Origin of the sequence: Streptomyces sp. NPDC090032, assembly GCF_044748025.1 — a bacterium.
Classification (GTDB): Bacteria; Actinomycetota; Actinomycetes; order Streptomycetales; family Streptomycetaceae; genus Streptomyces.
Window position 1 is genome coordinate 77,043 of sequence record NZ_JBIVFF010000015.1, and the last position, 11,877, is coordinate 88,919.

Below are 11,877 nucleotides of genomic sequence, written 5' to 3' on the forward strand. Positions count from 1 at the left end.
GTGTACGTCGCGTCGCCGCTGGTGGGGGCCGACAGTCCAGTACGCCGAATCCCGCCGCGGACCGGGGACCCGGAGTTCCGCCGCGTCGTGAATGACGTGGGGGGCGGGCGCGCAGGGGTCTCTGCACTTGGGATAGCGTCCTCTGACTCCGGACGACTGAGAGGGACGTAGTGCAGGTTCAGGTACGTGGGCGGCGGAGTGCCGGCTGGTGGGTCACGTTCGGGGTCATCGCGTTCGGGACGCTGTTCTTCGCCATCGGGGCGATCGTGGGAGGGGTGTCGATCTCGTTCGTGACGGATGCGGAGCGCGCCAAGGGAACCGTGGTGTACCTGGAGTGGCAGGGCGGCCACGTCAGCTCGTACAGCAAGTCACGGCAGAGCAGCGGGCCCACGGCGTACCCGGTCGTCGAGTTCACGCCGGCCGGCGGTGCGCCGACGACGTTCCGCAGTTCAATGGGCTCCAACCCACCGGCGTACGACGAGGGTGAACGGGTTGACGTCCTGTACCGCGCCGATGACCCGGGAGACGCGAAGATCGACGGGTTTGTCTCGTTGTGGCTGATTCCGCTGATCTTCTGTGGGATCGGACTGCTGATCGCGGGTATCGGTACGGCCATTGCGATCGCGACGCGGCGGCGCTCCCGCCTCGCGCGCCGCGGACCCGGGATCCCTTCGGTCGGCTGACAGCTCGGTGCGGCGGTTGAAGGGCACCCTTCGATGAGGAGGCCGTTCTGACGCCGCGTCGTAGGTGAGGTCCTGGGCAGGAACGAGAAGGCCTCCGGCCCGTCGACGGACAGCGAAATCACCGTCCAGAAACTCGAACGCGTAGAACGTGAACTGCTCGAACGGGACGGCGTGCTCGGCGGGTTGAACCTCCGGGAGATGGCCGATCACGCCGAGGTCGACCGCGGGTTGGTGTGCCACTACTTCGGCTCCCGCCAGGACCTGTTGCGCTCGGCGCTGCGGCGCAACCCCAGCTTGTCCGCACCGGACCGGCTGCGGAAGCACACCGACAAGCCGGTCCGGTGGATCGTCTACAGCCACGGACGCCGGCTCCGTGTCGCGCAGCTGTTACGGGTCTGCCGACTGAGCGTCGCGGATACCGAGCCGCTCCCGACCGGACCGACTGCCTACTGGCCGGGGCGGGGCGTTCCGCCTGCGCAGAGCCCGAGTTGGATGAGGCTCTCGGCGGTGTCGACGATTGTGGTCGCCGTGTCGCGTGGTTCCCAGCCGAGCGTGGTGCGGGCCTTTTCGGTGTGGAGTACGGGGATGCCGCCCGACTGCCGGACGGCGTCCCGCAGCGTGGGGTTGCTGACGGCGGCCTCGCGCACTTCGTCGCGGGTCAGTTCGCGGGTCGGGACGCGCGCGGCTGCATCGCCGAGGTGCTCGCGGAGGATCCGGGCCAGCTGGAGGAAGCTGATGGCGGGGCCGTCGGAGGCGAGGAACCGTTCGCCGGCGGCCGCCGGGTGGGTCAGCGCCCGGACGTGGATGTCCGCCACGTCACGCACGTCGACCACGCCGAAGTACACCGGCGGCACGACGGGCATCGCGCCGTCCAGCATCGCCTTGACGAGGCCGGTGGACGCGGACAGGTGGGGGCCGAGGAGCGGGCCGAAGATTCCGCTCGGGTTGATCACCGAGAGTTCGAGCCCACCGCCTTCCGCCTCGATGTAGTCCCATGCCGCCCGTTCCGCGATCGCCTTCGACCGGACATAGGGACTGTTCTCGTCCGCCGGGTCGGTCCAGTCCGCCTCGTCGTACTCGTCTCCGGGCTTGCGGCTGTAACCCACAGCGGCGAACGACGAGGTCAGGACGGTGCGCTTGACGCCCGCGTCCCGCGCCGCCCGCAGGACACGAAGGGCACCGTCACGAGCGGGGACGATGAGCTCGTCGGGATCGTCCGGCTGCGCGGGCGGGAACGGTGACGCGACATGCACGACGTAGGTGCATCCGTCGACGGCGTCCGCCCAGCCCGCGTCATCGGTCAGGTTCGCCTGTGCGAACTCCAGCCGCTCGGAACGCGGGCCCACCATCGCCCGCACGTCGTCCGCACGGTTCATCGAGCGGACCGTCGTGCGGACCGGGAACCCCTCGTCGAGCAGCCGCTTGACGACATGCGATCCCACATAGCCGCTGCCGCCCGTCACCAGAACGAGATCGTTGTTCATGGCGTACTCCTGCCTTTCCTTCACATCAACGTAGGTCGGCGATGACGGGGGTGACCTCGTCGACGGCGCGCTGCTCCGCCGCGGTGTCCCCACGCTCGCGCGCGGCCCACAGATCGGTCTTGAGCTGCAGGTAGCGCAGCCGGATCCGCATGCGCTCGATCTCCTCGGCAACGCGCTCGGCGTTGTCCTGGAACAGCTCGCGCAGGCGCCGCGCGTCACCGGTGTCGAGGTGCGCGAGGTAGGCGCGCATGTCCCGCACGCTCATCCCCGTCGACCGCAGGCAGCTCAGCGCCTCGATGGTCTCCACGGCAGCCGGGTCGTAGCGCCGGTGACCGCTGCTCTCGTCGCGCCCCACGGTGCCGATCAGGCCGATCTTCTCGTAGTAGCGCAGAGTCGGCTCGGACAGCCCGGTGCGCCTCGACACCTGCTGGATCGTGAGCGGTACGGCGTCGTCGACCGCGCCGGATCTGTACGTCATCGCCATGCCCCAACCCTCCGATACCTCAAGCGCTTGAAGTCAAGGCGCGACGGTGGACCGTCGCCGGGTGGGTCGTTCGGGTGTAGGGACGGGCTGAGCGCCCGGCCTTGGGTTCGACCGGGCGCTCGCGACGCGGCGTCAGGAGGTGAAGGCCTCGATCAGGGTCCAGATGGCGAGTCCGGCCATGCACGCGGCACCGATGCGCTGCACGGTCTTGAGGGGGACGCGCTTGGCGATGAAGCGGCCGACCAGCAGGGCGAGGGCGGAGACCGACATCAGCGCGAGGGCCGAGCCGAGGGCGGTGGGCAGCCAGGGGTTGGTGGCGGCCAGGTTGGCGGTGGTGATCTGGGTGAGGTCGCCCCATTCGCTGATGAACACGGCCATGAAGGCGGTGGTGTAGACGGGCCAGAAACCGGTGACGGTCTTGGCGGCGCCTTCCTCGTCGTCATCGTCCCCGCCACGCAGCAGGACGACGGCGCCGAACGCGAACAGAGCGGCGGAGACCAGCTTGACGGCCATGGCCGGAAGCAGGCTGAGCAGGCTGCCCGCGCCGACAGCGATCGCGACATGCACGATGAAGGCGGTGGAGGTGCCGAACCACACGTACAGCGGCCGCATCCGAGTGCCCATGGCCAGCGAGGCGAACATGGTCTTGTCGGGGAGTTCCGCGAGGAAGATCAGCCCGAAGGCGGTGAGGAACGCCAGGGGGTCGAAGGTCATTGCCTTGCTTTCTGCCGGGGCCGGGCCGTCAGCTCATCGGCACCCACGGGGCGACGGGAGAACCACTCGGCCCGGCACGATGGAACGGCCCACACGCCAGTGGGGCCGGATCATGCCTTGGCCGAAGGTCTCGTCCGCCCTCGCACAGTGTGCGGGAGCCCGGTGGCCGGGGTGCCCTGGAGCACCCAGTGTGTCGACCAGCGGTTCTCGGGACTACTCCCCTTCGCTGTGATCCAGGCTAGCAGGGGGTTTTCTGACCACGTGTTGGGCAGGCGGCGGACCGAGGTGAGGTGAGCGGTCCGTGCGCACTTGCCACGGCGACTGCGGGCGGCATTTGGGGCGTTGTGGTCATCGGCACTCGCGTGGGAGAGGGGCTGATGGCTGCCGATGAAGGCTCCGGCCACCTGCGCGGGTCCCTCACGAAGTGAGCCCTGCGGGCTCAGCTTCGCACGGAGAGCCGTGCGATCCGGGCGTCGGCGGGCAGTTGTCCGTCGACCTGCACGGCGACGTACCGCGCCGACGTGTCGAGGGCGAGCTTCCGGTTGCGGCCGCGCCCGTCGACCCGGCCCGTACTTCGGTAATCGACACCGTCGTCGCTGACCTCCGCTGCGAGAGCGGGCGCACCGGCGACCGTCCAGGCCACCTCGACCGTGCGCACCGGCAGTCGCGCGCCCAGATCGACGACCATGCGCCCGTCGGGGCCGGGCCGCCACGACGTCGCCGGATCGCCGTCCACCGCGGCAGCCGGGTCCGACATGCCCGCGGGGAGCGGGCTGGTGGGGAACACGGTGCGACCGAGCGCGATGTCGTCGAGGGGGAAGGCGGTCGCGCCATGGAGACGGACGGTCGTTTCACGGCCATGCGACACGACGGCGACCTCGCTGCGATGCTGTCCCTCCACCCGGACGCGGCAGGCGGCGCCGGACAGCCGCACGGTGGCACCGTCCATGACCCGCACCCGCAGTCCAGTGGGCAGCCGGCCCGCGCCCGCCGGAGGCGACAGTGCGAACCGGGGCGCCAGCAATAGGGCTTCGGCCGCCCGGAGTTCGACCTGATGAGTGGTTCCGTCGTCGGTCAGGGTCTGGTCTCCCTGGAACACCACACGACGGGCACCTGACTGCGGAACCTCCACCGTCGTGGTGACCGTGTCACCCGACAGGTTGAACACGCTCAGATACTCGTCCGTGAACGCGACCTGGATCACCTCGTTCCCAGCCACGGGCGAGGCCTTCCGCGCGAGCGCGCGCAGCGTGCCGGCTGTCGCGCCTGGATACCCCTCGACCACGACGGGCGCCGCCGGGCCGTCGGCCGCCAGGATCGTGTCGCCGTACACCGCGATCGGACGGTCCGAACCGCGCACGACAAGCCCGGCCCGCCCGTCGATGTCGAGCCAGCCGCCGCGGCTGCTCACCTCGGGAACCGGCCAGACCGCCAGGTCCTCCCAGTGTTGGCCATCGGCCGAGCCCTGGATACGGTAGGCACGCCCGGCCGCCGCCTCCCAGCGCAGCGTGACGCGGTCGACCTCGTGCGCGGCACCCAGATCCAACGCCAACCAGCTGTCGGTGCGCGGGCGTTCGGCCTTCGCGACCGCCCACCGAGTCGCCGGGTCGCCGTCGAGGGCCAGCTCCGGGCCCTTGCCCGGATCGTACGAGGACGTGGTGGCCGTCCCGCCGCGCGCGAGGTCGGAACCGTCCGCCCCGTCGCGCACCTCGAACGCGTACAGCGAGTACCCGTACGTCGGGTCGGGCCGCACGCCGAGCATCCGAATGTGCCGTGCGGTGGTGCGAGAGAAGCCCACTTCGTCGACGCGCGCCGCTGCCACGGTCGACGTATCCGCATCCTGCGCGCGGACGGAGACCTCACCCTCCTCGAAGCGGTAGGCGCGCGAGCCGTCGAGGCCGGCCACCCCCGGCATGGTGAGGTTGTGCACCTCAAGGTGCCCTTCCCCGGCGGCTGTTCCGGTCGTCGCGTAGGCGACGGCACCCGTCGGAAGTGTCGTGAAGCCCGCGTAGCCGGTGTCCAGACGCAGCACGGTGGCGCTGCCGTCGAAGCCGTCGCGCAGGGACGTGTACAGCCGGACCGTGCGCTGCCCGACCTCGCCCGTCGTCGCGGGCAGGAACATCGGCGTACCGCCGCTGAGCTTGAACAGCCAGTCGTCGTGGCCCGGTTGCCAGGCGAACTTCACAAAACCCGCCTTGCTGACGGCTCCCGCCCACGCGGCCCGCGTCTGGTGCGAGACCAGCCCCGGTCCCGTGCCGAAGTCCGCGACTCCCGACGCCTGGGCGAAGAGTTCGTCCTCGGACAGCGGGTGGACCCGGTGGCCGTTCGTAGCGGCCCACACGTGCAGCAGATAGCTGATGGCCACCTCGGCCCGGGCCTCCGGCTCATATTTCGGCTCACCGGAGAACTTCGCCAGGCGGTACTGAGGCGGATACTTCTGGTACGCCTCCAGCCGCTCGGCCAGTGCCTGTTCGGCCCGTGCCGCCGCCCGGTCTCCCGTCACCTGCGCCAGGAACGCGAGCGGGATCACGTCCCTGCCGTACAGATGCTCACGGTCGTTCACCATCGGCATCAGCGGCTCACCGGCGTCACTCATCACCCCCAGCAACGTGCGCCACAGCGGCTGAGCGTTGGGCTGCGCGGTCAGGACCTGCGGCAAGGGCTGCCCGGCGGCCAGGAAGTGCGCCGCGTTGCGGCCCGAGGTGCGCCACAGCTCCTCCTGGTAGTGCGGGCCGAAGGAGCCGTGGTTCTCGACGATGAACGTGTCGTACAGGTTCCGGGCGGTGTTGCCCGAGACGGCGACGCCGTCGACGAGTGCCGGATTGGCCAGGTCGGCCGGGGGAAGCCCCGCTTCGTTGCGCGACCAGGTGCCGTAGGCGGACTCCCAGTCGGGTCGGCGCGCATCGTCAGGCGCCCACGCGAGAGCGGGTGCGAGGGTCTGCGCGTACAGGCCCATCTCCTCCAGCTTCGTGTCGCCGACGTAGCCGCCCCGCAGGCCGTTCGGCGTCCAGTCGCCCGAGTCCGGGTCGTCGCCGGTGCCCAACTTCGTTGTGTAGGCGGCCTGTTCACGAATGATGGTGTCGACGTTCGCGCGCGTCGCGCTGTCGAGGTCGTCCCAGAGCAGGCGCGCGGCAAGGATGAAGTACGACTGGAAGGTGGTGTCGAAGAACAGCTTGCGGCCCCACTGGGTCCCGCCCGTGAGCCGGTTCGACGCCGCGAAGTGCTTGATCGTGGCGAGTGTGCGTGCCTTGAGAGTGTCCCGGTCGACACCGGCCGACTCACTGTCGTACGTGCCGTGCGTGAGCAGCACCGCGTGACCGAGAACGACGGCGAAACCGAAGTCCTTGTCCGTGTAGTACCCGCGCGCCTCGTCCCACTGGGTCTCGGACCAGTGAGTGTGCTGGAGCAGAACGCGGTGGTACGTGGCTGCTGTCTCGTCCGGGGAAGAGGAAGAGGCGGAACCGGCGGAATCGGCAGGACCGGCGGAACTGCCCAGTGCCTGAGCGGAGTTCGCGCCGACGACGGTGGGCAGGGTGGCCAGGGCGCCCGACAAGCCGAGGAGTTGCAGGAATCTCCGGCGGTCGACCTGCGGGGGTTGGTGCGACATATGCGGGACCTCTCTCACAAGACAACGTTGTCAAGCGTGCGGTGGCGCCCATTCTTCGATCTGTCGGGCGGACCGTCAATGGGTGCGAAGCCGCTGGTGATCGTGGAGGCCCGCGGTATCGGCCCGGCCGCGGTGGTCCGGAGTACCTGGTCGCGACGCCGGCCAAAGAGATAGAACATTGCCATGCCAAGCTTCGAGGTCACACCGATAGGCACGGTCCGGAACAACCGGACGGACGTCCAGCACACGGACAACTGGGGTGCCGTCCGCAGCACCATCACCATCGACGAGCGCTTCGGTGAGGCGTGTCTGCAGGGTCTGGAGGGCTTCTCCCATGTGGAGGTCCTCTTCATCTTCGACCAGTTCCCGGAACACGACGACTACCGCGAACCCCGCCCCAACCGCGGCCGCTCCGACCTCCCGCCCGTCGGCGTCTTCGCGGGCCGCGGCCCCCGCAGACCGAACCGCATCGGGGTGACGAGCTGCGCCATCGAGTCCGTCCGCGGCCGCGAACTGACGGTGGTGGGCCTCGACGCGGTCTCGGGCACCCCGGTCATCGACCTGAAGCCGACGATGGAGGAGTTCCGCGCGGTGGACATCAGGCAGCCGGAATGGGTCAGCCGCCTGATGTCGGATTACTTCCAGCCGTAGACGGCAGAGGTGACGATGCTTCAGAGCGCCGGCGGCCCCGCCTCGATGCGGCGTAGAACCGGAGGCAGGCGATCGAGGTCGGGGCCGGTCTCGATCTGTCGTTCGTCCCACCAGGTGGCGCCGGCGTCGCGCAGGGGCCCGATCACGTCCTTGGCTTTCGCCATGTCCGGGGGTGTGGCACCGCCGAGCACGAACTCGAAGGGGCGCTCGTTCTCGCCCGTACGCTGCTTGCGCACGTAGCCGATCAGTTCCCGTACCTCCGCCGCGTCCGGCACGTACCCGTGGCGGGCCGTCTCGAAGAGCGGCACGGCGCCGTCCCACCGGGCTGCCCGCCGCATGGGTGCACGGCGTGGCCAGAATCCGCCGATCCACACCGGGGGCCCGGGCCGCTGCACGGTGGCGGGAAGCATCGTCACGTCCCGGACCTCGTAGTGTCGGCCGTGGTGGTCCGTCGGCTCGCCGGACCACAAGCGACCCAACAGCTCCAGCCCCTCGTCCAGCCGCTCGGCGAGGACACGCGGCTCGGCAGTGTCGCCGAAACTGCGGTACTCGTCCTCGACCGGACCGCCCAGACCCGCAGCGAAGATCACCCTGCCGCCGCTGAGCTGGTCCAAGGTGGCCACCTGGCGGGCGAGTTGCTGAGGGCGGTAGCGGGGGACCGGAGTCAGCAGGGGCCCCAGTCGGATCCGCGAGGTCGCCAGCGCGGCGGCGGTGAGCAGCATCCAGGGGTCCCCGAAGGGGCGTCCCTGGTGCTTTCGGTGCAGTACGTGATCCCAGACGAAGAGCCCGTCCCAGCCTGCCTGTTCGGCCGCGGCCGCTACGGTCGCGACGTTACGTGGGTCGGCGAAGTCGCCGAAATTGGGGATGTTGACGGAGAAGCGCATCCCAGCAGGATGCGGTGCGATCGGGTCCGGATCCAGACGGTTTCACGGCAGTTCCCGCCGATGCGCACTGCCGATGGGGAAGGTTACGGCGCCGTCGTCCGGGGTCGAGGAACCGGTGCTTGGGCATTACGGTGAGTCATGCCTTGTCAGGCGGTCTTGACGGCTCCACCGTCGATCAGGTGGTCGGTGCCCGTGGTTGCGGCGGCGAGTGGTGAGGTGAGGTAGGTGACGAGCGTTGCGACCTCGTCCGGTTCGATGAGCCGGTCGATGAGCATGCCCGTCGCTGAGGGCAGTGCGGCCAGGAGTTCGGTCTGTGGGATGCCCATGGATGCCGCGAGCTCCGCTCCGTAGCCGGTGGGGCTTTCCCAGATGGCGGTTCGGACCGGCCCTGGGGAGACGGTGTTCACCCGGACACCGCCTGGGCCGAATTCTTCGGCGAGGGCCTTGCCGAAGGCGGTGAGCGCGGCCTTGGCGGTGGTGTAGGCGATCGGTCCGCTGCTCGGGACACGGGCGCCGAGCGAGGACACGTTGACGATGGCGCCGTGGGCGGCCAGCAGAGCGGGCAGGGCGGCGCGGGTGACGCGGACGGTGGCGAAGAAGTTCAGGTCCACCACCTCTGTCCACTGCGCGTCGGTCGTGTCGAGGAAGCCGCCGCTCATGCCCCCGTCACCACCGCCGACGTTGTTGACCAGGATGTCGAGCCCGCCCAGTTCGGTCACAGCCTCGGTGACCAGGCGCTCGGCTGACGAGGGCTCGGACAGGTCCACCGCGACGGGTGTGGCGCCGGTCGACTCCAGTTCCTGTGTGGGATTGCGCGCGGTTGCGACGACGCGGACACCTTCGGCGACCAAGGCTCGAACGACGGCCAGCCCGATACCCCGGCTCGCGCCCGTGACCAGTGCAGCCTTGCCGTTCAACTGCAGGTCCATGGTGTACCTCCGTAGATAGCTGCGTCTTTGATGGCGCAGATAACTTTAAACATGCATCACCGATGTTGCAAGTTGTCCGCGAGTCGACACACCGTCGTATTCTCGTGAGGTCATCCCACAGACCCGGAAGGATCGGCACTCCATGGCGCTGCCCGCCTCTGCCAAGCCGCTGCGTGCCGACGCCGAGCGGACCGTACGCGCGATCCTTGAGGCGGCCGAGCGGGTGCTGTCGGTGAATCCGGCGGCGACGATGGAGCAGATCGCCGAGGCCGCCGGCGTCGCGCGGACCACCGTTCACCGGCGGTTCGCCTCGCGGGACGCGCTGATCACAGCCCTGGCCACATGGGCGTCGCAGCGGTTCTACGAAGCTGTTGAAGCCGCCCGGCCGGATACGGCCCCACCCTCGATCGCCCTCTACCAGGTCACTGCGAACGTGCTCCGCGTGAAGATCGGTTGGGGCTTCGCCATGGGTGCCGTCCCCGCCGACGCCCCCGAGGCCGCGCGCGTGTACGGAGAGGTCCTGGCCCGGTGCGAGGGGCTGTTCGCGCGCGCCCGCGACGCGGGCCTCCTCGCCTCCGACACGGATCTGGACTGGGTGCGGCGCGTCTACTACGCCCTCATCCACGAGGCCGCGGCCGAGGCGCCGGACACCGACGCCGCCGTGGACGCCCTTGCCACGCGCGTCGTCGACACTCTGCTGTACGGCGTCGGCAAGCGGGCCTCTGGCTGACCCCGGTCCCCGTGTGCCCGGCACGGCCCGCCAGGCAGTGAGGCCGTCGGGTCGTCGGGCCGTCTGGAAGTTCCGTACTCCGTCAGGGCTTTGTGGCGGTGTCCGCAGGTCGCAGGACTCGGGCGAGGAACTCCCGGGTGCGAGGGTGTTCGGGGTTGCCGAGGACGTCGTCGGGGCGTCCCTGTTCGACGATCACGCCGTCGTCCATGAAGACGACGCGGTCGGCGACTTCGCGGGCGAAAGCCATCTCGTGGGTCACGACCATCATCGTCATCCCGTCGTCCGCGAGACCGCGCATGACGGCGAGGACGTCCCCGACCAGTTCGGGGTCGAGGGCGCTGGTGGGCTCGTCGAACAGCATCAGCTCGGGGCCCATCGACAGGGCGCGCGCGATGGCCACCCGCTGCTGCTGGCCGCCCGACAGCTGCGCGGGGTAGCTGTCCTCCTTGTCCGCGAGTCCGACGCGGGCCAGATTCTGCCGGGCCACCTGGACCGCTTCGCCCTTGCCTCGGCCCAGCACGCGACGCTGGGCGATCGTCAGGTTGGCCAGCACACTCAAGTGCGCGAAGAGGTTGAACTGCTGGAAGACCATGCCGATACGGCGACGTAGCCGGTCGATGTCCACATCGGGGTCGGTGAGGTCGGTTCCGGCGATGAGGACGTGGCCCTGGGTGGGCTGTTCGAGGAGGTTGGTGCAGCGCAGCAACGTCGACTTGCCCGACCCGGACGGGCCGATGACGCACACCACTTCGCCGGTGTCGACAGCGAAGTCGATGCCGCGCAGGACGTGAAGGTCACCGAAGGACTTGTGGAGCGCGCGGATCTCGATCGCCCGTGTGGGCGCGGGAGTGGGCGTGTCCGCGGCGGTGGTGGCGTTCGTCATGCCCGTCCCCTTGTGTTCTCTCATGGTGCCGGAGGGCTCGCTGGCGCTCATCGTTCACCGCGCCTTCGCATGGCCCGCCTCCAGGCGGCGCACCACGTAACCGAGGGGGACGGTGATCAGGAGGTAGCAGAGACCGGCCACGAAGATCGGCGTGGTGTTGGCGGTCTCGCCGGCCAAGTCCCGTCCGAACTTGGTCAGTTCGCGGGTCTGCAGGGAGACGCCCAGGAACAGCACCAGTGACGAGTCCTTGAAGAGAAGGACGAGTTCGTTGGTGAGTGGCGGCACGATGATGCGGAAGGCCTGGGGGATGACGATCGACCACATGGCCCTCACGTGGGACATGCCGAGCGTTCGCGCTGCCTCCATCTGGCCGCGGGGCACGGCCTGGATGCCGGCCCTGATGGTCTCCGCCATGTACGCGGCGGCGACGAGGCCGAGGGCCACGGCGACCTGCCCGTACGCGCCGCCGGGGATCGCGAGGCCGGGGAACGCCAGGGGGACACCGACCCCGATGAAGATGAAGATCAGCAGAGCGGGCAGCCCGCGGAACACCTCGATGTACAGCGAGGCGAGCCACCGGTAGGGGGCCACCGAGGAGAGCCGCATGAGGGCGATGATCACCCCGAGCACGAGTCCCACGCCGAACCCCGACAGGGTGTACGCCACCGTGTTGGCCAGCGCCACGGTCAGCAGGTCCGGGAACATCCGCTTGGCCACGGACAGTTGGAGGAACTGCTGCTGCAACTGGTGCCAGTCGGCCAGGACCGCTACAGCGACCACCGCACCGGCCAGGACGACATACTGCGCACCGCGGAGCAGGCTGCGTCG

General features: G+C 69.5%; 11 protein-coding genes. 3 read left to right on the forward strand and 8 right to left on the reverse strand.

From position 1 onward, the window contains the following. Window positions 1-170 precede the first annotated feature (170 nt). A complete protein-coding gene (locus ACIPWY_RS32420) occupies window positions 171-683 on the forward strand; it encodes a DUF3592 domain-containing protein (RefSeq protein WP_393702207.1) in 513 nt (170 codons plus the stop codon). A 446-nt stretch (window positions 684-1,129) separates the two neighbouring features. Here ACIPWY_RS32420 and ACIPWY_RS32425 read toward each other — a convergent pair whose 3' ends face one another. From ACIPWY_RS32425 to ACIPWY_RS32440, 4 genes are all read right to left on the reverse strand, one after another. Further along, window positions 1,130-2,167, reverse strand: a complete 1,038-nt coding sequence (locus ACIPWY_RS32425) for an SDR family oxidoreductase (RefSeq protein ID WP_393702204.1) — start codon at window positions 2,165-2,167, stop codon at window positions 1,130-1,132. 25 nt (window positions 2,168-2,192) lie between these two features. Beyond that, complete coding sequence (locus tag ACIPWY_RS32430) at window positions 2,193-2,645, reverse strand: MerR family transcriptional regulator (RefSeq protein ID WP_362907081.1); 453 nt, start codon at window positions 2,643-2,645, stop codon at window positions 2,193-2,195. A 138-nt stretch (window positions 2,646-2,783) separates the two neighbouring features. Continuing rightward, entirely contained in the window at window positions 2,784-3,365 is a 582-nt protein-coding gene (locus ACIPWY_RS32435) for a TMEM165/GDT1 family protein (protein WP_362907083.1), read from the reverse strand. Window positions 3,366-3,804: 439 nt separating this feature from the next. Beyond that, window positions 3,805-6,972, reverse strand: a complete 3,168-nt coding sequence (locus ACIPWY_RS32440; protein WP_393702201.1) for a discoidin domain-containing protein — start codon at window positions 6,970-6,972, stop codon at window positions 3,805-3,807. Window positions 6,973-7,155: 183 nt separating this feature from the next. Here ACIPWY_RS32440 and ACIPWY_RS32445 point away from each other — a divergent pair, with 183 nt between their 5' ends. Further along, window positions 7,156-7,623, forward strand: coding sequence for an SAM-dependent methyltransferase (locus ACIPWY_RS32445; RefSeq protein WP_362907087.1), 468 nt, complete (start codon window positions 7,156-7,158; stop codon window positions 7,621-7,623). A gap of 20 nt (window positions 7,624-7,643) precedes the next feature. Here ACIPWY_RS32445 and ACIPWY_RS32450 read toward each other — a convergent pair whose 3' ends face one another. Next, window positions 7,644-8,507: an LLM class flavin-dependent oxidoreductase gene (locus ACIPWY_RS32450; protein WP_362907089.1), complete on the reverse strand. Its 864-nt coding sequence runs from the start codon at window positions 8,505-8,507 to the stop codon at window positions 7,644-7,646. 146 nt (window positions 8,508-8,653) lie between these two features. Continuing rightward, window positions 8,654-9,436, reverse strand: a complete 783-nt coding sequence (locus ACIPWY_RS32455; RefSeq protein ID WP_393702198.1) for an SDR family NAD(P)-dependent oxidoreductase — start codon at window positions 9,434-9,436, stop codon at window positions 8,654-8,656. A gap of 142 nt (window positions 9,437-9,578) precedes the next feature. Here ACIPWY_RS32455 and ACIPWY_RS32460 point away from each other — a divergent pair, with 142 nt between their 5' ends. Further along, a complete protein-coding gene (locus tag ACIPWY_RS32460; protein ID WP_393702196.1) occupies window positions 9,579-10,166 on the forward strand; it encodes a TetR/AcrR family transcriptional regulator in 588 nt (195 codons plus the stop codon). Between the two features lie 82 nt (window positions 10,167-10,248). Here the strand turns inward: ACIPWY_RS32460 and ACIPWY_RS32465 are convergent, their stop codons facing one another. Both ACIPWY_RS32465 and ACIPWY_RS32470 read right to left on the reverse strand, forming a co-directional pair. Next, the gene (locus ACIPWY_RS32465) at window positions 10,249-11,049 is read right to left on the reverse strand and encodes an amino acid ABC transporter ATP-binding protein (RefSeq protein WP_393702194.1); all 801 of its coding nucleotides are present in this window, start codon (window positions 11,047-11,049) and stop codon (window positions 10,249-10,251) included. Between the two features lie 54 nt (window positions 11,050-11,103). After that, on the reverse strand, window positions 11,104-11,868 hold the full coding sequence (locus ACIPWY_RS32470) for an amino acid ABC transporter permease (RefSeq protein ID WP_390016846.1): 765 nt from the start codon (window positions 11,866-11,868) through the stop codon (window positions 11,104-11,106). Window positions 11,869-11,877 lie beyond the last annotated feature (9 nt).